Below are 25,980 nucleotides of genomic sequence, written 5' to 3'. Positions count from 1 at the left end.
TTCGAACCTCGCCGCAAAAGGTACAGTTGATAATGAACAATCGCCGTGCTGTCTTCCTCGATCACCCCTCCCTGGATCTCGGCGACCTCGACCTCAGCGGGCTGCATGACTGCTTCAGCGAGCTGCAGCTGTTCGAGCAGACCACGCCGCAGAATCTGCTCGAGCGCTTGCAGGGTGCTCAAGTCGTCATCACTAACAAAGTCCCGCTCAGCGCCGAACTCCTGGCGGCCTGCCCCGGGCTCAAGCTGATCCTGGTGTCGGCCACCGGCACCAATAACATCGACCTTGAAGCCGCCCGCGCCCAGGGCATTACCGTGAGCAACTGCCAGGGTTACGGCACGCCGTCGGTGGCCCAGCACACGATCATGCTGCTGCTGAACCTGGCCACACGCTTGAAGGACTATCAGCGCGATGTCGCAGCCGGCAAATGGCAGCAGGCCAGGCAGTTCTGCCTGCTGGACTACCCGATTGTCGAACTGGAAGGCAAGACGCTGGGCCTGCTCGGCCATGGCGAACTGGGCAGCGCCGTGGCACGCCTGGCCGAAGCCTTCGGCATGCGCGTGGTGCTGGGCGCAATTCCCGGGCGCCCTGCCCGCGCCGACCGCGTGCCGCTGGATGAACTGCTGGGGCAGGTCAATGCGCTGACCTTGCATTGCCCGCTCAACGAGCACACCCGCGATTTTATCGGGGCTCGCGAGCTGGCACTGCTCAAGCCCGGCGCGTTTATCGTCAACACCGCACGCGGCGGCTTGATCAATGAACAGGCGCTGGCGGATGCGCTGCGCAGTGGGCATCTGGGCGGCGCGGCCACCGATGTGTTGAGCGTCGAGCCTCCGGTAAATGGCAACCCGCTGCTGGCCGGGGATATCCCTCGGCTGATCGTCACGCCCCATAACGCCTGGGGCAGCCGTGAAGCGCGGCAACGGATCGTCGGGCAATTGAGCGAAAACGCCCTGGGCTTTTTCAACGGCGCCCCGCTGCGGGTCGTCGCTTGATAAACTGCGCCCCTTTTTCAAGGAGCAGACCATGGATCCGCGCAGTGAAGTACTGCTTCGCCAGGCCGAACTTTTTCAGGGCAAGCTGCTGCTGGTGGGTTTGCCTGCCGACGACTTGCTCGGGCGCTTGCCCAACGCACACGGCTGGTGCTGGCATGCCGGCGACCAGGCAGCGCTCGACGCCCGCTTTGCGCAGCGCAGCCAGTTCGGTGTGAATGTGCCCGAGCGCGAATTCGACGCGGCGGTGATCTTCCTGCCCAAGTCCAAGGACCTCACCGACTACCTGCTCAATGCCGTGGCCGCGCGACTGCCCGGCGCCGAGCTCTTTCTGGTCGGTGAGAAAAAAGGCGGCATCGAAAGCGCCGCCAAGCAACTGGCACCCTTCGGCAAACCGCGCAAACTCGACAGCGCGCGGCATTGCCAGCTATGGCAGATCACCGTGGCCAACGCTCCCCAGGCCGTAGAACTGGAGAGCCTGGCGCAGGTGTTCGAGGTGCCCTTGGCCGAAGGCCCGCTGAAAGTCGTGAGCTTGCCGGGGGTGTTCAGCCACGGCCGTCTGGATCGCGGCACCGAGTTGTTACTGCAACATCTGGACAAGCTGCCCAGCGGCCATCTGCTGGACTTCGGTTGCGGTGCCGGCGTGCTGGGCGCGGCCGTCAAGCGTCGCTATCCGCACAACACCGTGACGATGCTGGATGTGGATGCGTTCGCCGCCGCCAGCAGCCGCCTGACCCTGGCTGCGAACGGTCTGGAAGCCGAAGTGCTGACCGGTGATGGCATCGATGCGGCACCTCAGGGCCTGAATGCGATTCTAACCAATCCACCGTTCCATGTAGGCGTGCACACCGATTACTTCGCCACGGAAAATCTGCTGCGAAAAGCCGGCAAACACCTGGCAAAAGGCGGCGAACTACGCTTGGTCGCGAACAGTTTCCTCAAGTACCAGCCATTGATCGAAGAGCACTTGGGCATCTGCGCGATCAAGGCCGAGGGCAATGGCTTTCGCATCTACCGGGCCAAGCGTCCCTGACGGGCGTTTGAAAAAGAAGGCTTGCCGAATGGATTTTGCCTAGGCAGAATCCGCTCCGTCCTAGGGGAGTAGTCTCCCACGAGCGCCATGCTCGTCCGGCATACGTCAACATACTTGGTCAGCAGACCATGGCGTATGCGACCCAGGAGTCCGCACAGACGGACCGGGGTCTGACAAGACCTATGACACGCACACCTTACCCGGGGCGGGAAGGCTGTACGTGTCATAGCCGTGTCGACCCGCCCCTGGAAACCTACCTGATGCTGGATTCACTGCTCGTTCCTACCGCAATCGTTGCCCTGGCCGAAATCGGCGACAAGACGCAACTGCTCGCGCTTATTCTCGCCGCTCGCTTTCGCAAGCCCTGGCCCATCATCGCCGGCATCGTCGCCGCGACCCTGGCCAACCATGCAGCTGCCGGCGCGGTGGGGGCCTGGTTCGGGAGTTTTTTCTCCGATGCGGTACTGCACTGGATTCTTGCGGCGAGCTTCTGCGCCACGGCGTTGTGGACTCTGGTGCCGGACAAACTCGACGATGACGAAGCCAGCACCACCCGCAAGTTCGGGCCGTTCCTGACCACGCTGATTGCGTTCTTCCTCGCGGAAATCGGTGACAAGACCCAGATCGCCACGGTGATGCTGGCAGCGCAGTATCCGGAGTTGTGGCTGGTGATTATCGGGACCACTTTAGGCATGTTGATTGCCAACGTGCCGGTGGTGCTGGCGGGGAATTTCGCGGCGGAGAAGCTGCCGCTGACCTTGATTCGGCGTTTGGCAGCTACGGCGTTTTTTGTACTGGCGATTGTGGCGGTGTACAAGGCCATGCAGAGCAGCGGCTGGATTTAAATCTGCAAATCCAATCCAATGTGGGAGGGGGCTTGCCCCCGATAGCGGTGGGTCAACTGATGAATACTTGGCTGAGAGGCCGCCATCGGAGGCAAGTCGAATCGTCGCACCGCCCCTCCCACATTTGGATCTTTATCAGGCTTGGAATATCAGGACTTCTTGGCCTGCTGGTACAGCGGCATCACCTTCGGAATCGCCGCCTGCAATGAGGCGATACGGCTATCAGACGCCGGGTGAGTGCTCATGAATTCCGGCGGCGCGCCTTCGGAAGCCTTGGCCATCTTGTTCCACAGCGTGATAGCCGCGTTCGGGTTGTAGCCGGCGCGGGCGGCAAGCTCCAGGCCGATCAGGTCGGCTTCGTTTTCATTGCTGCGGCTGTTGGGCAAGGTCATGCCGTAGTTGGCCACGGTATCGGCCAGCGCCAGGCTGTCCTGGCCGAGCCCGAATATCGCGCCGGCGCCCTGCTTGGCCATCTCGATACCGTAGGCCTTGGACATGGCTTCGCGGCCGTGTTCACGCAAGGCGTGGGCGATTTCATGGCCCATCACAGCGGCGAGTTCATCATCGGTGAGCTTGAGGTTGTCGATCAACGCGCTGTACACCAGGATCTTGCCGCCCGGCCCGCAGTTGGCGTTCATCTCATCGCTCTTGATCAGGTTCACTTCCCACTTCCATTGCGCCGCATCCGGACGGAAGGTCGGGGCCTGGGCAATCAGACGATTGGCGATAGCCTGCACGCGCTTGGCGTTGGCGCTGGTCTTGTCCAGAACCCCTTTGCCACTGGCTTCGCCCAGCGTCTGCTGGTAAGACTGGGCATACATCTGGTCGACTTCCTGGCTCGACAGCATGCTGAACATGTACTGCTTGCGCTCAACCCCAACCGCACCGCCGCTGGTGGTGTTGACCGACTGACACCCTGCCAGCAGCATCGCTGCAACCAACCCGCTTACCGCCAATGACTTTTTCATGAATACGCTCCCTGGAAACATGGCGCGTATCGTAGGCGGACATTTGTATCGGCGCCAGATACAACAGACATTTAACCGCTGTATTTCGGATCCAGCTCACGTGCCGGTAGATAAGTTCAGGATCAAGCCGGGGTCAGGCACTCGGGCCCATTGAGCCTGGGATCGTTGACCATGTTGGCCAGCACCCGCTCGCGCAAAACGGCGGGCTCACTGGCCAACAGACTTTGCAGCACCTGCAGCGGCGTCTCGGGATCCAGCCAGGCGGCCTGCCCCGCTTCATCCAGAATCAACGGTCGGCGCTGGGCCTGCGCCGCTTGAGTGACCACCGCCGTGCTCAGCCACACCTGCTCCTGCACGGGATATGCTTCCCAGATAGCCGCAAAAAACAGCGTGGAGCCCTCCCCCGGCGTCAGCCAGTATGGGCGTTTGCGCTGGGTGCCGCGCCATTCGTAAAACCCGTTGGCCGGCAGCAGGCAACGACGCTGGCGGAACGCCTCGCGGAACATCGGCTGCTCGGCCAGGGTTTCGGCGCGGGCATGGGCAGGCGTGCGCGAGAGGTCGGTGAGCCACGGCGGCGTCAGCCCCCAGCGCGCGCGCGCCAGGCTGAGCTGGCCGTCGATGGCGCGCTGGATCAACACCGAATCATTGGGGGAAATGTTCCACTGGGCCTGCTGGTCGGCCGGGAAACCCGGCAAGGCAGCAAAGGCGGGGTTCCAGCGAAACAGGGCATAACGTCCACACATGGGGCAACACGACTCTTGGGGTAAACCGACCGACAGCCTAACAGACCAGTACGTCGGGGAAGCTGTCGGGTTCATCCCCGGGTATGGGTTGCGCGCCGATATAGCCCGTGATCAGCTCGCGGGCACTGGCGGCCTGGTCATTATCGACTTCCAGCCCGAGCAGGCCGAATATCGGCAGTTCGCCGGTGCCGCCGAGCAAATGGCGGCCCACCAGGTGCGCCTCGATGCCTTCGCTGGCAAGCATCTGTTGCAGCAGCTCGCCTTCCATGAGGTTTTCCGGTTCGTAGATTCGCTGCATGGAAATACCTGTTGTTTATTCGTTCTCGCTGCGGGTTTCGAGCATCCACTCGTTTCCATGAACCTGCAGGTCGAAAGTGATGGGTCGGCAGCACACCTGACAGTCTTCTATATAAACCTGATCACCGCCGGACAAATCCACCGTCGTTTCGACCCTTTCCCCACAATAAGGACAATCGTACAGCGCAGTTTCCAGCATCGCAGTCTCCCAGGTGACTTGTGCGTATAATCGCCGGTCTATTGACAGGGCTATTCCCGGCTGAGTCCGTTTACTCACGCCGCCCCTGGTATTTCCTTACTTACCCTAGCCGTTTCCAACAAGAGAGCATGATGGGCGAATTCGATACCATCCGACCTTACAACGACAGCGAAGTCCCGGCAGTGCTGGACCGGCTGTTCAGTGACAAGGCCTTTCTGGACATACTGACTCACTTTCGCTTCCCGCGCTTTGCCGGCGCGCTGGGCTGGCTGCTCAAGCCGATGATCGCACGCAAGCTGCGCCGTGAGTTCGCCGGCGTCACCACCGTGGCCACGCTGCAGGATAAAGTCGAGTATTACGTCGACCACACCATCGACCGCGCGACCGACGGCGTGACCTACACCGGCGTCGAGCAATTGAAATCCGGCACCGCCTACCTGTTCCTGGCCAATCACCGCGACATCGTGATGGACCCGGCCTTCGTCAACTACGCCGTCTACCACGCCGGCCTGCCGACGCCGCGCATCGCCATCGGCGACAACCTGCTGCAGAAGCCCTTTGTCAGCGACCTGATGCGCTTGAACAAGAGCTTCATCGTGCACCGCTCGATTACCGGGCGAAAGGAAAAGATGGCGGCCTACCAGTTGCTGTCGGCCTACATCAACCATTCGATTCGCAACGACTGCCAGTCGATCTGGATCGCCCAGGCCGAAGGCCGGGCCAAGGATGGGGATGATCGCACCGAATCGGCGATCCTCAAGATGTTCCACGTCAGCCGCAAGGACGAGCCGTTCGCCGAAGTTATCCAGTCGTTGCACCTGACACCGGTGTCGATCAGCTATGAATATGATCCATGCGACGCCGCCAAGGCCCGCGAGCTGTATATCCGCGCCACCACCGGCACCTACTGCAAAGCGCCGGGCGAGGATGACGTGAGCATTGCGCTGGGCATCACCGGCTACAAAGGCCGGGTACACGTGAATTTCGCGCCGCCGATTACCGAGCGCTTCGAAGACACCAAACTGCTGGCTGCCGAAATGGACCGGCAGATTCTCGGCGGTTACCGGTTGTTCCCGGTGCACTACCTGGCGTACGCCCAATGGCACGATGCCGACCCGCAATTGGATGTGCCAGAGGCCGAAGACGTATTCCCGGCCGATGAGCTGGCCAAGGCGAAGGCCGAGTGGCAGCGGCGCTTGAACGAATGCCCGTCAGAGCATCGTCCGTATCTGGTGACGCAATACGCGACGCCGGTGCGCAATCAATACCGGGTCAAGGCAGGGATCCCCCTGTAAACATCGAACAAAATGTGGGAGGGGGCTTGCCCCCGATTGCAGTGTGTCAGTAAGCCTATCTGTATCTGACCCACCGCTATCGGGGGCAAGCCCCCTCCCACATTTGTCTGCAGGTGTTCTTAGAAGTGGGTGCTGAGCCAGGACATGGCCAGCGCCACTCCCAAGCCGGTGAACCCGACGCGGTAAGCCTGGCGATGCGCCCGTTCGGTGCGCGTGTCCAGAAACAGCATCGGCTGGTCAATGGCGCGTTCTTCACTTTGCGCGGTGAGTTCGGCCATCGCCCGTTGCGCCAGCAGGCGAGTGATAAACAACAGTATGGCGCCGCAGCAGGCAACCATCAGGGCAACAGCATTGATCAGCAGCGCCATCGTAAAACCTCGGCGAGACAGTATTCGGGTATCGGTCCAGATACGAACCTGAACGATAGTGGCTCCCTGCGCCTTTAATGCTCCCTCCCCATTGACGGTTTAATGTATCCAGTAATTTACAGCGTCACCTGAACGTCACCTTAACGGGCCACTCTGTTGCCCTTCGACGTTTGAGGAGCTTGTCATGCTGCACGCGCAAAACCAGGACCGGCTGTATCTGATCGCCCCGAGCGATGAACAGGAAGCACTGATCGGCGGCCTTGCGTTCAATGTCCAGGACCGCCATTGGCTGGTGTATTGCGCCCTCGCCGGGCACCCGCATGCCGACCTGCCGGAGCTGGATTTATTCACGGGCGTGAGCATGCTGGATTTTTACGTTGATACCGCCGCGTGAATGCGGCAGGCATAAAAAAACCGGGCTCAGCGATGAGCCCGGTTTTCTTTGACCAGCTTACTGTGAACTGAGCAACTGGCCGATGCTTGGGTCCTTGAACAGCCGGGTCAGGGCATCGCTGAGCACGTCGCTGACCAGCTTGGTGTTGGTTTCCTGATTTGGCGACATGCCGAAGCGCTGGTTGAGGGACGCGGCATAACGGCCGCTGTAGCGTCGGGTACCGGCGCTGACGTCGGACTTGAAGGTTGCGCCGATGGACGCTTCGGTCACATACAGGCCTTCCTTGGGCGACTGGTATTTCAGCTCGGCCAGGGTCACGGTCAATTGCGGTGCACCTGGCGAATTGGTCGGGGTAAAGCCCAGCAAGCGCACGGCGGCTTCTGCCTGGGCCTGCAACTTGGGCAGCACGTCCTGGCCGGTTACCGAAATCAGCGCGGTCTCCGGGTACAGGCCACCACGGGAGCCGAGGGTCGGCGACGGACGACCGTCCACTACACGCACCGACACGGGCTGGCCGTGACCGACCGGGGCCAACTGCGCCGTGACTTTGGGTTGCGGGCTGAGTTGTTGCGGGCTGTTGGCGCAGCCAACCAAAGCCAAACTGGTCACAGTGATCAAACCGAACAACAGGCGTTGCAACATACTCATTTCTCCAGGACTAGGCGCAGACAGGTCGCCAGTATAACGGTGCACGCGCATCACCCACCAGCGATCCTGAACCTCGGCTGAAGGCATCGGCAAATTACAATTTCGCATAAAAGCGTCATTCCAATGTCATGCCAGACTGACAACCTTCAAGCATGTAACGCAACCGGTACATCGCCATGCGCCTTCTCAAGTCCCTGTTCCTGTCACACAGCCGCCACCGCCACTTTGCCTTGCTCGATGCCCACGGTCATTGCCTTGCGTTCAAGCAATGCAGCCTGCCGCCCGTCGGTGAAGGCTGGGTCGAAGTGGCTGAGACCCATCTGGGCTGGATGCACCGTCCGCTGCCCGCCAGCGCCAGGGTCAGCCCGCAATTTGTACGCGCACAATCGCGCCAGGCGTTGGCCTCCTGACCGGCGCACTAATAAAAGTCATAAAACACGCCCATTTCCCTGGCGTTCTTCGCTACAATCTCCCCCCGATTATAAGGACGTCTCCTGATCGGGCCCCGCAGCATCGTTATTGCCTTGGCATTAACCTCCAAATCGCCCACAGAGAGCCGCCCACACAGATCGAGTGAAGCTGGCGTGCTTGCTGTTTCCTGTGCAAACCACCCGTCTTTATCGAATCTGCCAGAGCTGCCATTGCGCTCGGCCACTTGAGTTGTTTGCCCGTTTCGCGGGCCAGGTGCCAGGCTGGGGCAGCCCTTTTTTGAGGTTCACGTCTTCAAAAGAGCGTGAAAAAAACGGGTTTTCACAACTTCACAAGAGTGTGGCGAGCAAATGAATAGTTTGGCGTTTGTACAAGCACCATCAGCGTCTGAAACAGCCCAACACAGGACCGAACGCTCCTCGATAACCGGAGCTTGAGCCTGTCCGCTACGGATTGATTGCACGAATCGCACGCTTTGACCATAAGTCGAATTGCCACAGGCGCCCATGAATGCGTTCATAGGCGGATTAGCCGGGCAGGAAGCGTGCGCTGAAGTTGCAAGGAATTGCGAAACGGACATGGCGATCCTGGCCATGGGTAACCTGGGGCAACACGTGAACCGCCCCGTCACTCCTGGCAGCCATGCCATCAATTTGGTGCTGCAGATTTTGGAGACGCGTTAAATGGCGCATAACGAAGCAGTCGACGTAGTTCTGGTAGGGGCCGGCATCATGAGTGCCACCCTGGCCGTGCTGCTCAAAGAGCTCGACCCCGGCCTCAAGCTGGAAGTCGTTGAGCTGATGGACTCGGGTGCCGCGGAGAGTTCCAACCCGTGGAACAACGCCGGTACCGGCCACGCCGGGCTCTGCGAGCTGAACTACACGCCGCAGGCCGCCGATGGTTCCATCGACATCAAGAAAGCGGTGCACATCAACACCCAGTTCGAGGTCTCGAAGCAGTTCTGGGCGTATCTGGCCAAAAAAGGCACCTTTGGCTCGTGCAAGTCCTTTATCAGTCCGGTCCCGCACTTGAGTTTCGTGCAGGGCGACAATGGCGTTGCCTTCCTCAAGAAGCGGTTTGAAACCCTCAGCCAGCACCATGCGTTTTCGGACATGCATTACACCGAGGACCGCAGCGAAATGGCAGAGTGGATGCCGCTGATGATGCCGGGCCGCCCACTCGATGAAAAAATCGCAGCAACCCGCGTGATGAATGGCACTGACGTCAACTTTGGCGCCCTCACCAATCAGCTGCTCAACCACCTGACCAGTGCGCCGGACGCCCAGGTCAAGTACTGCAAGCGCGTCACCGGCCTCAAGCGCAATGGCGCCGGCTGGACCGTCAGCATCAAGGACGTCAACAGCGGCAACAGCCGCGAAGTGGATGCCCGGTTCGTGTTCCTCGGCGCCGGCGGTGCGGCGCTGCCGCTGCTGCAGGCGTCGGGCATCGAAGAAAGCAAAGGCTTCGGCGGTTTCCCGGTCAGCGGCCAGTGGCTGCGTTGCGACAATCCGGAAGTGGTCAAGCAGCACCAGGCCAAGGTCTATAGCCAGGCCGCCGTGGGTTCGCCACCGATGTCGGTGCCGCACCTGGACACCCGCGTGGTGGATGGCAAGAAGTCGCTGTTGTTCGGACCCTACGCCGGGTTCACCACCAAATTCCTCAAGCACGGCTCGTTCCTCGACCTGCCGATGTCGATTCGCGCCGGCAACATCGGTCCGATGCTGGCTGTGGCCCGCGACAACATGGACCTGACCAAGTACCTGGTCAGCGAAGTGCGCCAGTCCATGGAGCAGCGCCTGGAATCCCTGCGCCGCTTCTACCCCGAAGCGAAAGCCGAAGACTGGCGCCTGGAAGTGGCCGGCCAACGCGTGCAGATCATCAAGAAGGACCCGAAGAAAGGCGGCGTGCTGCAATTCGGCACCGAACTGGTTGCCGCCAGGGATGGATCGCTCGCGGCGCTGCTGGGCGCCTCGCCGGGCGCTTCGGTGACGGTGTCGATCATGCTGGAATTGATCGAACGCTGCTTCCCTGAGAAAGCCAAAGGCGAATGGGCGACCAAGCTGCACGAGATCTTCCCGGCGCGCGAAAAAGTGCTGGAGACGGATGCCGAGCTCTATCGCAGGATCAGCACGCAGAACAACATCAGCCTGGAGCTGGTGGAACCTGTAGGAGCGAGCTCGCTCGCGAAAAACGTCAACGATAACGCAGCGCAAGTGGATTAACGCGGCGCTCTCAGGTTCTTCGCGAGCAAGCTCGCTCCTACCGTTAAAAGCGAAACGCCCCGGACTCTTATGAGGCCGGGGCGTTTTTTATTGCTTCGGATAATCAGCCGCGAGCCTTGTCGATCAGCGCAATGTACTCGGCGGCGTTGCGCTGGTCCTTGATCAGGTCGACAAAGGTCTGGCCATGCTCGTCCTTGCCGTCCAGGTCCAGGCCAGCTTCCTTGAAGAACCCCAGGAAGCGCTCGAAGTCGTCGATACGCAGGCCGCGATAGGCCTTGATCAGTTTGTGCAGGGACGCAGAAGTCGCATCGACCGGTTCGAAGTTCAGGAACAACTTGATCTGGTCGTCGCCGATCTCGTCACCGATCACCTGTATTTTATCTTTACGCATTACCGACTCCAGCCTGCAGACATTGACACGGGGTTTGAAGTCTACCTGTGGTGCACAGGCTTCGAAAGCGTCGAAGAGCCAATGTGGGAGGGGGCTTGCCCCCGATAGCGGTGTGTCAGTCCATACCTGTGTGCCTGACCCAACCTCATCGGGGGCAAGCCCCCTCCCACATTTGGATTGTGGTCAGCTCAATCGAACTGGGCGAGCATCCAGCGTTGGTAGTCGGCCACACCGGCATCGCCTTCGCGCGGCGCCCACGCGGCTTGCTCACCCTCGCCCACGGGTCGATAGGGCCCGGCCTTGCATTCGAACATCACCGTATCGGGTTCCAGCACTGCCAGGCCATGGAATACGCCGGGCGGCAGGTCGACGCCCGCGCACTCGCCGCCCGCCTGCATGACGCGCTTGGCGATGACTTCACCGGTTTCGCTGAATATCAGCAAACCCAAGCGGCCCTTGAGCACCAGCAAGGTTTCCGCCTTGTCCGCGCTCAGGTGCCGATGAGGCGGCACATAGGTACTCGGTTGCAGGGCCACGGCGAGGCGATGACACGGTTCTTCCATCTGGTGGAAGTTGTGATGGTGCCGGCCACGGGGGCTGTCGCCCGCTTTCTCGGCCAACTCTGCAAATAAGGTCTGATCAAGAAAACGGGCCATCGATTTTACATTCCTTTAACGGCGTAGATGCCATTGGCGTTACGCCAGTAGCCCTTGTAGTCCATGCCATACCCGAAGATATAGCGATCGACGCACGGCAGCCCGACGAAATCGGCTTTCAGCTCGGGACGCGCCTTGCGATCGTGGTCTTTGTCGATCAGCACGGCAGTGTGTACTTTGCGTGCGCCGGCATGTTTGCAGAAGTCGATAATCGCGCCCAGGGTATGCCCTTCGTCGAGGATGTCATCGATGATCAGCACGTCACGGTCGATAAACGAAACTTCCGGCTTGGCCTTCCAGAACAGATCGCCGCCACTGGTTTCGTTGCGATAGCGGGTGGCGTGCAGGTAAGACGCTTCCAGGGGAAATTGCAGATGGGTGAGCAATTTGCCGGCGAAAATCAGGCCACCGTTCATCACGCAGAAAACCACTGGGTTGGTGTCGGCCATTTCGCGGGTGATGTGCTCGCCGACCTTGGCGATCGCAGCTTCCACTTGCGCTTCGGTGTACAGGCAGTCAGCCTCGTGCATGATTTGACGGATATGCTCGAGATCAGCGGACATGGCGCTCTCCAGGGGGTGCTGTGGCAAGAAAAGCGGGCGAAGGTACGCTTCTCGTGCGCTCCAATCAAGCCTTTATGGACTAACGTACTTGATGTCTATAGGACAACACCCTCGGATAGATTAATCTAGGCCGGTTTTTTTGCCCGCCGCCGGAGCCTTTCCCATGCCCACTCGCGAGATCCGCCACCCGCTGATCCGACACAAACTCGGCCTTATGCGCCGCGCCGACATCAGCACGAAGAACTTCCGTGAGCTTGCTCAGGAAGTCGGAGCGCTGCTCACCTACGAAGCCACCAAGGATTTACCCCTGGAGACCTACGAGATCCCCGGTTGGGCCGGTCCCGTACAAGTCGAGAAAATCGCCGGTAAGAAAATTACCGTGGTCCCGATCCTGCGCGCCGGTATCGGCATGCTCGAAGGCGTGCTCAGCCTGATCCCGGGCGCCAAGGTCAGCGCCGTGGGCGTGGCCCGCAATGAAGAAACACTGCAGGCCCACACCTACCTGGAAAAACTCGTCCCGGAAATCAACGAGCGCCTGGCCATGATCATCGACCCGATGCTCGCCACCGGCAGCTCCATGGTCGCCACCATCGACCTGCTGAAGAAAGCCGGCTGCCGCGATATCCGCGCCATGGTGCTGGTTGCCGCTCCCGAAGGCATCGCCGCCGTCGAGAAAGCGCACCCTGACGTACAGATCTACACCGCTTCCATCGACGAACGCTTGAATGAACACGGCTACATCATCCCAGGCCTGGGCGATGCCGGTGACAAGATCTTCGGCACCAAGCAGAAGGACGCGTGACCATGCAGGATGAATTCAACGACCCGCTTTGGCGCCAGATCCTGTCTGGCGCACAGATGCTCTTCGTGGCATTTGGCGCGCTGGTGTTGATGCCGCTGATCACCGGTCTTGATCCAAACGTCGCACTGTTCACCGCAGGCCTGGGCACGTTGCTGTTCCAGGTGGTGACAGGGCGGCAGGTGCCGGTGTTCCTGGCATCGAGCTTTGCGTTCATCACCCCGATCATTCTCGCCAAGGGCCAATTCGGCCTCGCGGCGACCATGGGCGGGGTGATGGCGGCGGGTTTCGTCTATACCTTCCTGGGCCTTGCCGTGAAGATCAAAGGCACCGGTTTTATCGACCGACTGCTGCCGCCGGTCGTGATCGGCCCGGTGATCATTTCCATCGGCCTGGCCATGGCGCCGATTGCCGCCAACATGGCGATGGGCAAGTCCGGCGACGGCGCCGAGTTGATCCACTACCAGACGGCCATGCTGATCTCGATGCCGGCACTGCTGACCACCTTGATCGTGGCCGTGTTCGGCAAGGGCATTTTCCGCCTGGTGCCGATCATCTCCGGCGTGCTGGTGGGCTTTGCCATGTCGTTCTACTTTGGCGTGGTCGACACGGCAAAGATCGCGGCTGCGCCGTGGTTCGCCCTGCCCCACTTCACTGCGCCGGAGTTCAACTGGCAGGCGATCCTGTTTATCGTGCCGGTGGCCCTGGCCCCTGCGATCGAACATATCGGTGGTGTGATTGCGGTAGGCAGCGTGACCGGCCGCGACTACCTGAAGAAGCCTGGCCTGCACCGCACCTTGCTGGGTGACGGGATTGCCACGACGGCCGCCGGCCTGTTTGGCGGCCCGCCCAATACCACCTACGCCGAAGTGACGGGCGCGGTGATGCTGACCAAGAACTACAATCCGAAAATCATGACCTGGGCCGCGGTGTTCGCGATCAGCCTGGCGTTCATCGGCAAGTTCGGCGCGCTGCTGCAAAGCATTCCGGTGCCGGTGATGGGCGGGATTCTGTGCCTGCTGTTCGGCTCGATTGCGGCGGTGGGGATGAATACGCTGATCCGCCACAGGATCGACCTGGGTGAAGCACGCAATCTGGTGATTGTGTCGGTGACCCTGGTGTTCGGGATTGGCGGTGTGCTGGTGGGGACCGGCACCGGCCCGGATGACTTCGGCCTCAAGGGCATCGCCCTGTGTGCGGTGGTGGCGATTGGTTTGAACCTGCTGCTGCCGGGCAATGATGGCTGGAAGAACAAGAAGCCTGAAGAACCACTGCTCTAACTAGCACCTTGGAACCCAATGTGGGAGGGGGCTTGCCCCCGATGGCAGTGTGTCAGTCAATACATCTGTTGACTGACACTCCGCTATCGGGGGCAAGCCCCCTCCCACATTTTTATCTCCAGTGTGGCTTAGAGCTCGCCCAGGCCATCAATCAGCGCCTGGTTCTGCTCCGGCGTACCGATGCTTATCCGCAGGAACTGGGCAATCCGCTCCTGCTTGAAGTGCCGCACGATCACACCCTGTTCACGCAACTTGGCCGCCAGCCCGGCAGCGTCGTGCCGGGGATGGCGGGCGAAGATGAAGTTGGCGGCTGACGGCAGCACTTCGAAGTCCTTGGCGTGCAGCTGGGCGACCAGCTTCTCGCGGCTGTCGATCACCCAACGGCACGTCTTCTCAAAGTATTCACGGTCATCGAAAGCGGCGGCTGCGCCAGCGACTGCCAGCCGATCCAGCGGATAGGAGTTGAAGCTGTTCTTGACCCGCTCCAGCGCCTCGATCAGGTCCGGGTGGCCCACGGCCAGGCCCACCCGCAAACCGGCCAGTGAGCGTGATTTGGATAGGGTCTGGGTGACCAGCAGGTTGGGATAGCGGTCCACCAGGCTGATGGCCGTCTCGCCGCCGAAGTCGATATAGGCTTCGTCGACCACCACCACCGAGTCCGGGCTGGCCTTGAGGATCTGCTCCACGGCGTCCAGCGCGAGCACGCAGCCGGTCGGCGCGTTCGGGTTGGGGAAAATGATCCCGCCGTTGGGCCGCGCATAGTCGGCCGTGCGAATCTGGAACTGCTCGTCCAATGGCACCGCGTCGAACCTGATGCCATACAGGCCGCAATACACCGGATAGAAGCTGTAACTGATATCCGGGAACAGCAGCGGCAGCTCGTGCTGGAACAGGCCGTGAAAGATGTGCGCCAGGACTTCGTCGGAACCGTTGCCGAGGAATATCTTGCCCGCATCGATCCCGTAATAGCCGGCAACAGCCTGCTTGAGCAGGTCGCTGTTAGGGTCCGGGTACAGACGCAGGTTGTCGTTCAACTCGGCCTGCATCGCCGCCAGCGCCTTGGGCGATGGGCCGTAGGGGTTTTCGTTGGTGTTGAGCTTGACCAGTTTGGTCAGCTTCGGCTGTTCGCCGGGTACGTAAGGCACGAGATCCTTGACGAAAGGGCTCCAGAATTTACTCATGCCTCATTTCCCCTCTTCAAGAATGCGGTATTCAGCACTGCGCGCGTGGGCGCTCAGTGACTCGCCACGGGCCAGCACCGAAGCGGTCTTGCCCAATTCGGACGCGCCCTGGGGGGAACAGAAGATGATCGACGAGCGCTTCTGGAAGTCATACACCCCCAGCGGCGAGGAAAAACGTGCGGTACCGGAGGTCGGCAGCACGTGGTTCGGACCTGCGCAGTAGTCGCCCAGGGCCTCGCTGGTGTGGCGCCCCATGAAGATCGCGCCGGCGTGACGAATAGACGGCAGCCAGGCCTGTGGGTCCGCCACGGACAGCTCCAGATGCTCCGGCGCGATACGGTTGGCCACTTCGATGGCCTGCTCCATGTCGCTCACCAGAATCAACGCGCCGCGGCCGTTGATCGATTTCTCGATGATCTCGGCGCGTTCCAGGGTGGGCAGCAACTTATCGATGCTGGCGGCCACCTGATCGAGGAAAGCGGCGTCGGGGCTGACCAGGATCGCCTGGGCGTCTTCGTCGTGCTCGGCCTGGGAGAACAGGTCCATGGCGATCCAGTCCGGGTCGGTCTGGCCGTCACACACCACGAGGATTTCCGAAGGTCCGGCGATCATGTCGATACCGACCTGGCCGAATACATGGCGCTTGGCGGTGGCGACGTAGATATTGCCCGGCCCCACCACTTTGTCGACCTTCGGCACGCTTTCAGTGCCATAGGCCAGGGCGGCCACGGCCTGGGCACCGCCGATGGTGAACACGCGGTCGACGCCAGCGATGCAGGCGGCGGCCAGTACCAGCTCGTTGAGTTCGCCACGCGGGGTCGGCACCACCATGACCACTTCGGTCACGCCCGCCACCTTGGCCGGGATCGCGTTCATCAGCACCGACGACGGGTATGAGGCTTTGCCACCGGGCACGTACAGGCCCGCGCGGTCCAGCGGCGTGACCTTCTGGCCCAGTACGGTGCCGTCGGCCTCGGTGTAGCTCCAGGAATCCTGTTTCTGTTTTTCGTGATAGCTGCGCACCCGCGCCGCCGCCACTTCCAGCGCTTCACGCTGGGGCGCGGTGATACGCGTCAGGGCCAGTTCCAGGCGTTCGCGGGGCAGAATCAGGTCGGCCATGGACTTGACGTCCAGGCCGTCGAACTGACGGGTGAAATCCACCAGTGCCGCATCGCCGCGCTCGCGCACGGCTTTGATGATATCGAGCACCCGCTGGTTGACCGAGTCGTCGGACACGCTTTCCCAGCTCAGCAGATGATCCAGATGATGGGCGAAATCCGGGTCGGCAGCGTTGAGTCGGGCAATTGCAGTGGACGTGGTCATAGCGAGGGCCTCATAGGATTGGCAAAAACTCAGGCGCCCTAAACTACCGTTCGCTCCGCTTGGGCACCTGAGAATTCTGGCTATGAGGCGGATAGACGGGCGCAGCCTTTGGGCTACGCGGGTGTGTCAACCGCGGTGTCGAGACTCCACTGCCTGGCGCAGGGTGTCGATCAACGCCTGGATACGGGCGTGCTGCATCTTCATTGATGCTTTGTTGACGATCAGGCGCGAGCTGATGTCGGCAATGAAATCCTGGGGTTCGAGACCGTTGGCGCGCAAGGTGTTGCCGGTGTCGACCACGTCGATGATCTTGTCGGCCAGGCCGATCAGCGGCGCCAGCTCCATCGAGCCATAGAGCTTGATGATATCGACCTGACGGCCTTGTTCGGCGTAGTAGCGTTTGGCGACGTTGACGAACTTGGTCGCCACCCGCAGGCGGCCCTTGGGCTCGACATCGCCGACACGGCCGGCGGTCATCAGCTTGCACAGCGCGATACGCAGGTCCAGAGGCTCGTAGAGACCCTGGCCACCGTATTCCATCAGCACGTCCTTGCCGGCGACACCCAGGTCGGCGGCGCCATGTTCAACGTAGGTCGGCACGTCGGTAGCCCGCACGATCAGCAGGCGCACGTCGTCCTGGGTCGTGGGGATGATCAGCTTGCGGCTCTTGTCCGGATTCTCGGTCGGCACGATGCCCGCTTCAGCCAGAAGCGGCAACGTGTCGTCAAGGATGCGGCCCTTGGACAGTGCGATGGTCAACATGGAAAATGTCAGTCCTTCATCAGGCTATTGCTGCCTGGTCGCAAATGGCGCCAGACACAGATCGAGGCCCTTACAGCCTCGACTTGAAACAAACCAGGATTGTAGGAGCGAGCTTGCTCGCGAAGAACGTCAACGATAACGCGTTCACTCAGGGTCAACGCGGTGTACATGAGTTTTTCGCGAGCAAGCTCGCTCCTACAGAGCAGCGGGGACTAGCCCGGTACGCGGCGGATTTTAGCGCCAAGCATCTGCAGCTTTTCTTCGATGCACTCGTAGCCACGGTCTATGTGGTAGATGCGGTCGATCAGGGTGTCGCCGTCAGCGCACAGTGCCGAAATCACCAGGCTGGCCGAAGCACGCAGGTCGGTTGCCATCACTGGCGCGCCCTTGAGCTTGTCGATGCCGGTGACGATGGCGGTGTTGCCCTCGACCTGGATCTTGGCGCCCATGCGGTGCAGTTCGTACACATGCATGAAGCGGTTTTCGAAGATGGTCTCGATCACGGCACCGGTGCCTTCAGCGATCGCGTTCAAGGAAATGAACTGCGCCTGCATGTCGGTCGGGAATGCCGGGTACGGCGCTGTACGCACATTGACGGCTTTTGGCCGCTTGCCATGCATGTTCAGCTCGATCCAGTCCTCACCGGTGGTGATTTCAGCACCGGCTTCCTTGAGTTTTTCCAGCACGGCTTCGAGGATGGTCGGATCGGTGTCCTTGACCTTCACGCGGCCGCCGGTGACGGCAGCGGCAACCAGGTAAGTGCCGGTTTCAATGCGGTCAGGCATGACTTTGTAGGTGGCGGTGTGCAGACGCTCTACGCCATCGATAGTGATGGTGTCGGTGCCGGCGCCGGAAACCTTCGCGCCCATGGCGTTGAGGAAGTTCGCCAGGTCGACCACTTCCGGCTCGCGCGCGGCGTTTTGCAGGACACTGCGGCCATTGGCCAGGGCAGCGGCCATCATGATGTTCTCGGTACCGGTCACGCTGACGGTATCAAAGAAGAAGTTGGCCCCACGCAAGCCGCCTTCCGGCGCCTTGGCCTTGATGTAGCCGCCTTCGACGTCGATGATCGCGCCCATGGCTTCAAGGCCACGGATGTGCAGGTCGACCGGACGCGAACCAATGGCGCAACCGCCAGGCAGGGCTACTTCGGCTTCACCGAAACGCGCGACCATCGGGCCGAGCACCAGAATCGATGCACGCATGGTTTTCACCAGTTCGTACGGGGCGATCAGGGTCTTGATGGTGCGTGGGTCGATTTCGACGGACAACTTCTCGTCGATCACCGGCTCGATACCCATGCGACCGAACAGCTCGATCATGGTGGTGATGTCGTGCAGGTGCGGCAGGTTGGCCACAGTCACAGGGCCGTCGCACAGCAGGGTCGCCGCCAAAATCGGCAAGGCGGAGTTTTTCGCACCGGAAATGCGGATCTCGCCATCGAGGCGGGCACCACCGGTAATAATCAATTTATCCATAAGAATCTCGACGCCTTGGGGGCTCAGGTGCGCTCGGCCCAGGCCGCGCGGCTGAAAAATTTCATAGTGACCGCATGGATGCTGCCATCGGTGATCCATGGGTTCAAATGGGCATAGATCTGCTGCTGACGCTTGACCGGGCTCAACGCCGCCAGTTCATCGCTAATCACGTTCAGCTGGAAATTGCAGCCTTCGCCTTCAACTTCAACAGTCGTTTCCGGCAGCTTTCCTTCAAGGAAGCTCTTAACTTCTAGGGCCTGCATGCTCAACCTCTATCGGCGCCCAGTGCGCACGGGTCGCACATCATACAAAAAAGCCCCGCGCCTGCGAACCCCGCATAGCAGGACTCTGACGGGGGGCTTTCGTGATAAATGTGTATTAAGGGTGTGCCAACAGCTCGGTCAGGCCGGAAACCTCGGCAATCTCGCGCATGTCTTCAGGCAACGCACGGATACTCAGCGGCTTTTTTGCCGCTTGCGCATCGCGCATGAAGCACAGCAGCAACGACAGACCGACGCTGCTGGACTTGGTCACCGCCGAGCAATCGACCACCAGCGCAGGCGCGCTGCTGGCTTCGATCAGTGCCTGACCCTGCTTGCGCAGGTCAGGCCCGGTACGGTAATCCAGCACACCGCTGAGCAACAACTCGCCGGCGCCGCCGATACGAACAGCCGACTCGGTCATTGTGCTGGCTTCTCGGCGGCTTTATCGGTTTCTTCCTTGGCCTTGGCCACTTCACCGGCCCAGCCATCAATGGTCTTGTCCAGGTTGTTGCCATTGCGCTGCATTGCGTCGGCGAACTGGTCGCGGAACAGCTTGCCGATATTGATGCCGTTGATGATCACGTTGCGCAGTTTCCACTCGCCGTTGACCTTCTCCAGCGTGTACTGCACAGGGTACACAGCGCCATTGTTGCCCTTGACGCTCATGTTGACGCTGGTGCGGTCACCCGACTCATCACCGGCCGGAGCCACGGTAATGCCCTGGTTGTTGTATTCAAGCAAGGCGTTGCCGTAGAACTGGAACAGGCCGCGCTTGAAGTTTTCCTGGAAGCGCTGCATCTGCGCAGGTGTAGCCTTGCGCGAATACTTGACGGTCATGATGCTGCGGGAAATGCCTTCGGCATCCACCACCGGACCGACAATGCTGTTGAGCGCGTTGTAGAACTGGCTCGGGTCCTGTTTGTACTTTTCCTTGTTGGCCGACAGATCGGCCAGCATTTTGTTGGTGGTGTCCTGCACCAGTTCGTGGGCGGAACCGGCTGCGTTGGCCATCAATGGCAGCGCTGCAAGCAGCACCAGAAGGCCGCGTCGCAAGGTAGAGATCATGAACAGATTCCTCATTTGGCGTCTTTATTGACCGTGTTGAGCAGGAATTTACCGATCAAGTCTTCAAGTACCAACGACGACTGTGTGTCGTGGATTGTCGAGCCATCCTTGAGCAGGGCTGTTTCCCCGCCAACGCTGAGACCGATGTACTTCTCGCCCAGCAGACCCGCAGTGAGGATAGATGCCGTGGAGTCAGTCGGCAGATTATCTACCTTCTTGTCCAGTTGCATCGTCACTCGCCCGGTGAAGCTGTCGCGATCCAGATCGATTGCCGTGACCTTGCCGACGGTTACGCCAGCCATGGTCACTTTAGCTCTGACCGTCAAACCGGCGATATTGTCGAAGTACGCATAAAGTTTATAAGTGTCGGCGGTGGGGCTGGCCGACAGGCCACTGACCCGCAGGGCCAGCAACAGTAAAGCCAGGATGCCAGCCAGCAAGAAAAGGCCGACACCGATCTCCACAGTGCGGTTTTGCATCAGAAATCTCCAAACATCAAGGCGGTCAAAATGAAGTCAAGGCCCAGTACCGCCAGCGAGGCGTACACAACGGTCTTGGTGGTGGCGCGACTGATCCCTTCTGAAGTGGGCTCACAGTCATAGCCTTGGAATACGGCGATCCAGGTCACTACAAAGGCGAAGACGATGCTCTTTATGATGCCGTTGAGCACGTCGCCCGTGAAGGTCACGCTGTTTTGCATGTTGGCCCAGTAGGAACCGTCATAGACGCCCAACCAGTCCACCGCCACCCAGGAGCCGCCCCAGATCCCGACCACGCTGAAGATCATCGCCAGCAGCGGCAGGGAAATGAAGCCGGCCCACAGGCGCGGGGCAACAATGTATTTGAGCGGGTCCACGCCGATCATTTCCAGGCTGGACAGCTGTTCGGTGGACTTCATGTTGCCGATTTCAGCGGTCAGTGCCGAACCGGCACGTCCGGCGAACAGCAAGGCGGTCACCACCGGCCCCAGTTCACGCAACAGCGTCAGGGCGACCATCTGCCCTACCGCCTGCTCGGAACCGTAGCTGGACAGAATATTGAAGCCTTGCAGCGCCAGCACCATGCCGATGAACACCCCGGAGACGACGATGATCACCAGGGACATCACGCCGACCGCATGCAACTGCTTGAGCAGCAAGCCAAAGCCGCCGCCGATGCCGCCGCGGCCGAGCAAGGCGTGGAACAGGAAAATGGTCGAACGCCCGAGGACTTCGACGATGTCGATGCCCGAGCGACCGAAAAGGCGAACCTTCTCGATAATAGATGTTTTGCGCATCAGCGCTTCCCCAGAAGATCTGCGCGGTAGTCCGCTGCCGGAAAGTGAAAAGGCACCGGGCCATCGGGATCGCCGGTCATGAATTGGCGAATGCGCGGATTATCGGCGTTCATCAGCTCTTCCGGCGTCCCCTGTCCCAGCACCTGGCCATCACCCACTACATAGAGGTAGTCAGCGATGCTCGCGGTTTCAGCCAGGTCGTGGGACACCACGATGCTGGTGATGCCCAATGCGTCGTTGAGCAGACGGATCAGGCGCACCAGCACGCCCATGGCGATCGGGTCCTGGCCCACGAAAGGCTCGTCATACATGAGGATCTGCGGGTCCAGTGCGATGGCTCGCGCCAGCGCGACACGGCGCTTCATGCCGCCGGACAATTCGTCAGGCATCAGGTCGATGGCCCCGCGAAGCCCTACGGCCTGCAGTTTCAGCAACACGATGTCCCGAATCATCTCATCGGACAGTTGGGTGTGCACCCGCAGCGGGAACGCGACGTTCTCGAAAACATCGAGGTCGGTAAACAGCGCGCCGCTCTGGAACAGAACCCCCATGTGCTTGCGTGCATCGAACAGATCGCTGCGCGACAGTGTCGGCAGGTTCTGGCCGTTGACCCACACTTCGCCGGCACTGGGGCGCAATTGCATGCCCATCAGGCGCAACAAGGTGGTCTTGCCGCAACCGGAAGGCCCCATGATGCCCGTGACTTTTCCGCGAGGAATGCGAATATCGACGTTATTGAAGATGCTGCGCGTACCGCGCTTGAAGGAAAGGCCCTTCAGCTCGACCGCGTAGGCGTTATCGGCACTCATCTAATCTCCTTGGGATGCAGCCTTTCACTCAGACACCATGTATGCGGCTTTCGTTTGCCGCGGATGCGCAAATGTTTGCGCCATGGGTTGGGCGGACCGAACTGGCCGCGAACTATATCACTGCTGATACAGCGCCCCCAAGGCCGGAACAGTGCTTGTTCAGATTCAGGACAGTGAAAAAACTCAGCGCGCAGTGATAATTGAGACGAATCAGGCAGACCTTCGGAATAAAGCCTGACGAACTTGCGTGAGGGAATTGATCATTACCGCTATAATCGCCGACTTTTCGTCAGGCTATACGATTTCAGACATGAGCCAATCCAGCGACCTTATCCAATCCGCACAACGCACCATCCGCCTCGAGCTGGAAGCCGTAGAAGGTTTGCTGGCCCATATCGACGCAGATTTCGTACGCGCCTGCGAGATGATTCTGGCCAGCAAGGGCCGCGTTGTCGTGGTTGGCATGGGCAAGTCCGGCCACATCGGCAACAAGATCGCCGCCACACTGGCAAGCACCGGCACCACGGCGTTCTTCGTGCACCCGGCCGAAGCCAGCCATGGCGATATGGGCATGATCACGCGGGATGACGTGATTCTGGCACTGTCCAACTCCGGCACCACCAATGAAATCGTGACCCTGCTGCCGTTGATCAAGCGCCTGGGCATCAAGCTGATCAGCGTCACCGGCAACCCGGATTCGACGCTGGCCAAGGCTGCCGAAGTGAACCTGAACGTTCATGTCGCCCATGAAGCCTGCCCGCTGAACCTGGCGCCCACCTCCTCCACGACCGCCGCGCTGGTCATGGGCGACGCCCTGGCGGTGGCATTGCTGGAAGCCCGCGGGTTCACGGCTGAAGATTTCGCCTTTTCCCACCCCGGTGGCGCCCTGGGCCGTCGCTTGCTGCTGAAGGTGGAGAACGTCATGCATGCGGGCGATGAATTGCCCCATGTCCAACGCGGCACCCTGCTCAAGGATGCGCTGATGGAAATGACCCGCAAGGGCCTGGGCATGACCGTGATCCTGGAAGCCGACGAGCGACTGGCCGGCGTGTTTACCGACGGTGATTTGCGTCGCACCCTGGACCGCACCATCGACATCCACACCGCAACCATTGATGCCGTGATGACGCCCCATGGCAAGACCGCTCGCCCCGAGATGCTCGCGGCCGAGGCCTTGAAAATCATGGAAGACCACAAGATCGGCGCGCTGGTGGTGGTCGATGACAACGACCGCCCGATCGGCGCCCTGAACATGCACGACTTGTTGCGTGCGGGAGTGATGTAAATGACCAGCGACCTGTTGCAACGCGGTAAAAACATCAAGTTGGCGATATTCGACGTCGATGGCGTGCTGACCGATGGCCGCCTGTACTTTCTCGAAGACGGCAGCGAATTCAAGACGTTCAACACGCTCGACGGCCAGGGCATCAAGATGTTGATGGCCGCAGGCGTGCAAACCGCGATTATCAGTGGTCGAAAGACTCCCGTTGTGGAACGCCGCGCACAAAACCTGGGGATTGCTCACCTGTATCAGGGCCGCGAGGATAAACTGGTGGTACTGGACGAGCTTCTTGGCCAACTCGACCTAAGCTATGAACAGGTCGCCTATCTGGGTGACGACCTGCCTGACCTGCCGGTGATCCGCCGGGTGGGCCTGGGCATGGCCGTCGCCAATGCCGCAGCGTTTGTGCGTGAACACGCCCATGGCATAACCACCGCCCGTGGCGGCGAAGGTGCCGCCCGCGAGTTCTGCGAATTGATCCTGCGTGCCCAGGGCAGTCTTGAAGCGGCCCACGCCGCCTACCTATAGAGCCTTATATGCTGAGCAAAAAGATTCGCAACTTCCTGTTATTCGGGGTCATCGCCGCGCTGTTTCTCGCGGTGGGCTACTGGAATATCAGCCCGGAGCGCTTTCTCGACAAACCTGTCGTGCAGGTTGACGAAAGCATCATCGATAACTTTGCCACCAACACCCACACCGTGCAGTTCCTGCCCGATGGCAAGGTGCAGTACGTGCTGGCCTCCGACAAGGTCGAGCGTTTGAAAGCCTCGGAAGTCAGCCTGCTGACCAATCCGGACCTGAACCTCTACCGGGGCACCGAACTGCCATGGCATGTCACCAGCCTGCGTGGCGAGGTCAATCCGGACGGCACTCAAATCGAACTGATCGATTCGGTACGCGTCGCACGTACAGACGCGCAGAACCGTGACACCATCATTACCAGCAGTCGCATGACGGTATTCCCACAACAGCAATATGCGCAGACCGAGCAAGACGTTAGAATCGACGGCGCTGGCGGTGTATCGACTGGCAAGGGAATGAAAGCGTATTTGAAAGAAAGCAGGATACACCTGCTATCGAACGTAAGAGGACAGTATGAGGCTCGTTAAAACCCTCCCTATTTTGCTCGGTCTGGGCGCAGCACTGGGAAGCGTGAGCGCCTGGGCTCTGCCGAACGATAGCCAGCAACCGATCCACATCTCGGCTGACGATGCGCAGCTGGATGACAAACAAGGCGTCGCGACCTATACCGGTGGCGTGATCATCACCCAGGGCTCGATGAAGATCACCGGCAACACGGTGACCCTGACGCGTACCCAGGCCGGCGATATCGATGTCGTGACCTCGGTGGGCAACCTGGCTTACTTCGAACAGAAGCAAAAGGCAGAAGATCCGGGCCCGATGAAAGGCTATGGCAAGACCATTCAATACCATGCCCAGCAAAATCGCATCGTACTGATTGACCAGGCCAAGGTGCTCAGTGCCGACGGCAACTCGACCGAAGGCGAGAAGATCGTCTACAACACCAAGACCCAGGTCGCCCAGGCGGGTCGCGCCAATGGCAACAAGGTCACCGCGCCTCGCCCACGTATCGACATGGTCATCCAGCCGAAGAAGAAGGCCGAGTAATGGCAACGTTGAAAGCCCAGCATCTGGCCAAGGCCTATAAAAGCCGCCAGGTGGTACGCGATGTGAGCCTGTCGATCGACAGCGGCCAGATCGTCGGCTTGCTCGGCCCCAATGGCGCCGGCAAGACTACCTGCTTCTATATGATCGTCGGGCTGGTCCAGGCGGACCAGGGCCGCGTATTGATCGACGACCTTGACGTCAGCCACCAGCCCATGCACGGCCGTGCGCGCGCAGGTATCGGCTATCTTCCCCAGGAGGCGTCGATCTTTCGCAAACTGTCGGTAGCCGACAACATCATGGCGATCCTCGAGACCCGCAAGGAGCTTGATCGCGACGGTCGCCGCAAGGAGCTGGAAAGCCTGCTGCAGGAATTCCACATCAACCATATTCGCGACAACCTGGGCATGAGCCTGTCCGGTGGTGAGCGTCGCCGTGTGGAGATCGCCCGCGCCCTGGCGACCGCCCCCAAGTTCATCCTGCTGGACGAACCCTTTGCCGGTGTTGACCCGATCTCGGTAGGCGATATCAAGCAGATCATTCATCACCTCAAGGCCAAGGGCATCGGTGTGCTGATCACCGACCACAACGTGCGTGAAACCCTGGATATCTGCGAAACCGCTTACATCGTCAACGATGGGCAATTGATCGCCGAAGGAGATTCCGCGACGATCCTGGCCAACGAACTGGTGAAAGAAGTTTACCTGGGTCACGAGTTCCGCCTGTAAACACGGTGCTATCGGGCCATTCGCGAGAGTGCGAGCGAGTCAATAAGAACCTCGGTTTTTTTATT

Annotated in this window: 33 protein-coding genes and 1 riboswitch; of the genes, 14 read left to right on the top strand and 19 right to left on the bottom strand. The window is 60.4% G+C overall.

Going from position 1 to position 25,980, the window contains the following annotated elements:
- Positions 1 to 29: 29 nt before the first annotated feature.
- The 3 genes from MRY17_RS04420 (at position 30) to MRY17_RS04410 (ending at position 2,870) form a co-directional block, all read left to right on the top strand.
- On the top strand, positions 30 to 995 hold the full coding sequence (locus MRY17_RS04420) for a 2-hydroxyacid dehydrogenase (protein WP_243353914.1): 966 nt from the start codon (positions 30 to 32) through the stop codon (positions 993 to 995).
- Positions 996 to 1,026: 31 nt separating this feature from the next.
- Complete coding sequence (locus MRY17_RS04415) at positions 1,027 to 2,025, top strand: class I SAM-dependent methyltransferase (protein WP_181282652.1); 999 nt, start codon at positions 1,027 to 1,029, stop codon at positions 2,023 to 2,025.
- 50 nt (positions 2,026 to 2,075) lie between these two features.
- Positions 2,076 to 2,197, top strand: a riboswitch (yybP-ykoY riboswitch).
- 88 nt (positions 2,198 to 2,285) lie between these two features.
- The gene (locus tag MRY17_RS04410; protein ID WP_005784895.1) at positions 2,286 to 2,870 is read left to right on the top strand and encodes a TMEM165/GDT1 family protein; all 585 of its coding nucleotides are present in this window, start codon (positions 2,286 to 2,288) and stop codon (positions 2,868 to 2,870) included.
- 149 nt (positions 2,871 to 3,019) lie between these two features.
- Here MRY17_RS04410 and MRY17_RS04405 read toward each other — a convergent pair whose 3' ends face one another.
- From MRY17_RS04405 to MRY17_RS04390, 4 genes are all read right to left on the bottom strand, one after another.
- Positions 3,020 to 3,838 (bottom strand): M48 family metallopeptidase, encoded by an 819-nt coding sequence (locus MRY17_RS04405; RefSeq protein WP_057724598.1) that lies wholly within the window; start codon positions 3,836 to 3,838, stop codon positions 3,020 to 3,022.
- 122 nt (positions 3,839 to 3,960) lie between these two features.
- Positions 3,961 to 4,581 (bottom strand): SOS response-associated peptidase, encoded by a 621-nt coding sequence (locus MRY17_RS04400; RefSeq protein WP_243353344.1) that lies wholly within the window; start codon positions 4,579 to 4,581, stop codon positions 3,961 to 3,963.
- A 37-nt stretch (positions 4,582 to 4,618) separates the two neighbouring features.
- Positions 4,619 to 4,879 carry a putative signal transducing protein gene (locus MRY17_RS04395; protein WP_243353343.1) on the bottom strand — a complete coding sequence of 87 codons (261 nt, stop codon included), beginning with the start codon at positions 4,877 to 4,879 and terminating at the stop codon, positions 4,619 to 4,621.
- Positions 4,880 to 4,894: 15 nt separating this feature from the next.
- Positions 4,895 to 5,077, bottom strand: a complete 183-nt coding sequence (locus tag MRY17_RS04390) for a CPXCG motif-containing cysteine-rich protein (RefSeq protein WP_191956374.1) — start codon at positions 5,075 to 5,077, stop codon at positions 4,895 to 4,897.
- Positions 5,078 to 5,208: 131 nt separating this feature from the next.
- On the opposite strand from MRY17_RS04390, the gene MRY17_RS04385 reads away from it, so the two are divergent.
- Positions 5,209 to 6,372 (top strand): 1-acyl-sn-glycerol-3-phosphate acyltransferase, encoded by a 1,164-nt coding sequence (locus MRY17_RS04385; protein WP_243353342.1) that lies wholly within the window; start codon positions 5,209 to 5,211, stop codon positions 6,370 to 6,372.
- A gap of 119 nt (positions 6,373 to 6,491) precedes the next feature.
- On the opposite strand, the gene MRY17_RS04380 is transcribed toward MRY17_RS04385, so the two are convergent.
- Entirely contained in the window at positions 6,492 to 6,740 is a 249-nt protein-coding gene (locus tag MRY17_RS04380; RefSeq protein ID WP_181282656.1) for a hypothetical protein, read from the bottom strand.
- Between the two features lie 184 nt (positions 6,741 to 6,924).
- Here MRY17_RS04380 and MRY17_RS04375 point away from each other — a divergent pair, with 184 nt between their 5' ends.
- Positions 6,925 to 7,134 (top strand): hypothetical protein, encoded by a 210-nt coding sequence (locus MRY17_RS04375; RefSeq protein ID WP_181282657.1) that lies wholly within the window; start codon positions 6,925 to 6,927, stop codon positions 7,132 to 7,134.
- A 57-nt stretch (positions 7,135 to 7,191) separates the two neighbouring features.
- Here MRY17_RS04375 and MRY17_RS04370 read toward each other — a convergent pair whose 3' ends face one another.
- A complete protein-coding gene (locus tag MRY17_RS04370; protein WP_057724591.1) occupies positions 7,192 to 7,776 on the bottom strand; it encodes a YajG family lipoprotein in 585 nt (194 codons plus the stop codon).
- 182 nt (positions 7,777 to 7,958) lie between these two features.
- Here MRY17_RS04370 and MRY17_RS04365 point away from each other — a divergent pair, with 182 nt between their 5' ends.
- Positions 7,959 to 8,192 carry a hypothetical protein gene (locus MRY17_RS04365; protein WP_065951627.1) on the top strand — a complete coding sequence of 78 codons (234 nt, stop codon included), beginning with the start codon at positions 7,959 to 7,961 and terminating at the stop codon, positions 8,190 to 8,192.
- Between the two features lie 702 nt (positions 8,193 to 8,894).
- Complete coding sequence (gene mqo, locus MRY17_RS04360; RefSeq protein ID WP_181282658.1) at positions 8,895 to 10,433, top strand: malate dehydrogenase (quinone); 1,539 nt, start codon at positions 8,895 to 8,897, stop codon at positions 10,431 to 10,433.
- 103 nt (positions 10,434 to 10,536) lie between these two features.
- Here the strand turns inward: mqo and MRY17_RS04355 are convergent, their stop codons facing one another.
- The 3 genes from MRY17_RS04355 to MRY17_RS04345 all read right to left on the bottom strand — a co-directional run bounded on the left by MRY17_RS04355 (position 10,537) and on the right by MRY17_RS04345 (position 12,043).
- Entirely contained in the window at positions 10,537 to 10,824 is a 288-nt protein-coding gene (locus tag MRY17_RS04355) for a PA4642 family protein (protein ID WP_243353341.1), read from the bottom strand.
- A gap of 188 nt (positions 10,825 to 11,012) precedes the next feature.
- The gene (locus tag MRY17_RS04350) at positions 11,013 to 11,480 is read right to left on the bottom strand and encodes a WbuC family cupin fold metalloprotein (protein ID WP_065951624.1); all 468 of its coding nucleotides are present in this window, start codon (positions 11,478 to 11,480) and stop codon (positions 11,013 to 11,015) included.
- Between the two features lie 5 nt (positions 11,481 to 11,485).
- A complete protein-coding gene (locus MRY17_RS04345) occupies positions 11,486 to 12,043 on the bottom strand; it encodes a hypoxanthine-guanine phosphoribosyltransferase (RefSeq protein WP_153838886.1) in 558 nt (185 codons plus the stop codon).
- A gap of 163 nt (positions 12,044 to 12,206) precedes the next feature.
- On the opposite strand from MRY17_RS04345, the gene upp reads away from it, so the two are divergent.
- A complete protein-coding gene (gene upp, locus MRY17_RS04340; RefSeq protein WP_003188608.1) occupies positions 12,207 to 12,845 on the top strand; it encodes a uracil phosphoribosyltransferase in 639 nt (212 codons plus the stop codon).
- Positions 12,846 to 12,847: 2 nt separating this feature from the next.
- Positions 12,848 to 14,122 (top strand): uracil-xanthine permease family protein, encoded by a 1,275-nt coding sequence (locus MRY17_RS04335; protein WP_191951652.1) that lies wholly within the window; start codon positions 12,848 to 12,850, stop codon positions 14,120 to 14,122.
- A 128-nt stretch (positions 14,123 to 14,250) separates the two neighbouring features.
- Here MRY17_RS04335 and hisC read toward each other — a convergent pair whose 3' ends face one another.
- The 10 genes from hisC to MRY17_RS04285 form a co-directional block, all read right to left on the bottom strand.
- The gene (gene hisC, locus MRY17_RS04330) at positions 14,251 to 15,303 is read right to left on the bottom strand and encodes a histidinol-phosphate transaminase (RefSeq protein ID WP_181282661.1); all 1,053 of its coding nucleotides are present in this window, start codon (positions 15,301 to 15,303) and stop codon (positions 14,251 to 14,253) included.
- A gap of 3 nt (positions 15,304 to 15,306) precedes the next feature.
- Positions 15,307 to 16,626: a histidinol dehydrogenase gene (hisD, locus tag MRY17_RS04325; RefSeq protein ID WP_243353340.1), complete on the bottom strand. Its 1,320-nt coding sequence runs from the start codon at positions 16,624 to 16,626 to the stop codon at positions 15,307 to 15,309.
- Positions 16,627 to 16,752: 126 nt separating this feature from the next.
- Positions 16,753 to 17,388 carry an ATP phosphoribosyltransferase gene (gene hisG, locus MRY17_RS04320; protein ID WP_027604802.1) on the bottom strand — a complete coding sequence of 212 codons (636 nt, stop codon included), beginning with the start codon at positions 17,386 to 17,388 and terminating at the stop codon, positions 16,753 to 16,755.
- Positions 17,389 to 17,600: 212 nt separating this feature from the next.
- Positions 17,601 to 18,866 (bottom strand): UDP-N-acetylglucosamine 1-carboxyvinyltransferase, encoded by a 1,266-nt coding sequence (gene murA, locus MRY17_RS04315; protein ID WP_065951621.1) that lies wholly within the window; start codon positions 18,864 to 18,866, stop codon positions 17,601 to 17,603.
- A 23-nt stretch (positions 18,867 to 18,889) separates the two neighbouring features.
- Positions 18,890 to 19,129, bottom strand: coding sequence for a BolA family protein (locus tag MRY17_RS04310; protein WP_003188597.1), 240 nt, complete (start codon positions 19,127 to 19,129; stop codon positions 18,890 to 18,892).
- A 115-nt stretch (positions 19,130 to 19,244) separates the two neighbouring features.
- Positions 19,245 to 19,550 (bottom strand): STAS domain-containing protein, encoded by a 306-nt coding sequence (locus MRY17_RS04305; RefSeq protein WP_181282663.1) that lies wholly within the window; start codon positions 19,548 to 19,550, stop codon positions 19,245 to 19,247.
- Positions 19,547 to 20,194, bottom strand: coding sequence for an MlaC/ttg2D family ABC transporter substrate-binding protein (locus MRY17_RS04300; protein ID WP_057724580.1), 648 nt, complete (start codon positions 20,192 to 20,194; stop codon positions 19,547 to 19,549). The genes MRY17_RS04305 and MRY17_RS04300 overlap by 4 nt, the downstream gene beginning before the upstream one ends.
- 11 nt (positions 20,195 to 20,205) lie before the next feature.
- Positions 20,206 to 20,673, bottom strand: a complete 468-nt coding sequence (gene mlaD, locus MRY17_RS04295; RefSeq protein ID WP_057724579.1) for an outer membrane lipid asymmetry maintenance protein MlaD — start codon at positions 20,671 to 20,673, stop codon at positions 20,206 to 20,208.
- Positions 20,673 to 21,470, bottom strand: a complete 798-nt coding sequence (mlaE, locus tag MRY17_RS04290; protein WP_057724578.1) for a lipid asymmetry maintenance ABC transporter permease subunit MlaE — start codon at positions 21,468 to 21,470, stop codon at positions 20,673 to 20,675. Before mlaE ends, mlaD begins: the two co-directional genes overlap by 1 nt.
- On the bottom strand, positions 21,470 to 22,279 hold the full coding sequence (locus tag MRY17_RS04285) for an ATP-binding cassette domain-containing protein (RefSeq protein WP_057724577.1): 810 nt from the start codon (positions 22,277 to 22,279) through the stop codon (positions 21,470 to 21,472). The genes mlaE and MRY17_RS04285 overlap by 1 nt, the downstream gene beginning before the upstream one ends.
- A gap of 310 nt (positions 22,280 to 22,589) precedes the next feature.
- Here MRY17_RS04285 and MRY17_RS04280 point away from each other — a divergent pair, with 310 nt between their 5' ends.
- Genes MRY17_RS04280 through lptB form a run of 5 tightly spaced genes read left to right on the top strand, consistent with a single transcriptional unit; the run spans position 22,590 to position 25,915 of the window.
- On the top strand, positions 22,590 to 23,564 hold the full coding sequence (locus MRY17_RS04280) for a KpsF/GutQ family sugar-phosphate isomerase (protein WP_191956372.1): 975 nt from the start codon (positions 22,590 to 22,592) through the stop codon (positions 23,562 to 23,564).
- Positions 23,565 to 24,089, top strand: coding sequence for a KdsC family phosphatase (locus tag MRY17_RS04275; protein ID WP_124422396.1), 525 nt, complete (start codon positions 23,565 to 23,567; stop codon positions 24,087 to 24,089).
- An 8-nt stretch (positions 24,090 to 24,097) separates the two neighbouring features.
- Positions 24,098 to 24,670, top strand: a complete 573-nt coding sequence (lptC, locus tag MRY17_RS04270) for an LPS export ABC transporter periplasmic protein LptC (RefSeq protein ID WP_057724575.1) — start codon at positions 24,098 to 24,100, stop codon at positions 24,668 to 24,670.
- Positions 24,657 to 25,190: a lipopolysaccharide transport periplasmic protein LptA gene (lptA, locus tag MRY17_RS04265; RefSeq protein WP_057701587.1), complete on the top strand. Its 534-nt coding sequence runs from the start codon at positions 24,657 to 24,659 to the stop codon at positions 25,188 to 25,190. The genes lptC and lptA overlap by 14 nt, the downstream gene beginning before the upstream one ends.
- Entirely contained in the window at positions 25,190 to 25,915 is a 726-nt protein-coding gene (lptB, locus tag MRY17_RS04260; protein WP_003171806.1) for an LPS export ABC transporter ATP-binding protein, read from the top strand. Before lptA ends, lptB begins: the two co-directional genes overlap by 1 nt.
- Positions 25,916 to 25,980: the final 65 nt, after the last annotated feature.

The organism is Pseudomonas orientalis (assembly GCF_022807995.1).
Lineage (GTDB): Bacteria > Pseudomonadota > Gammaproteobacteria > Pseudomonadales > Pseudomonadaceae > Aquipseudomonas > Aquipseudomonas orientalis_B.
This window is presented reverse-complemented; position numbering and strand designations above follow the sequence as displayed.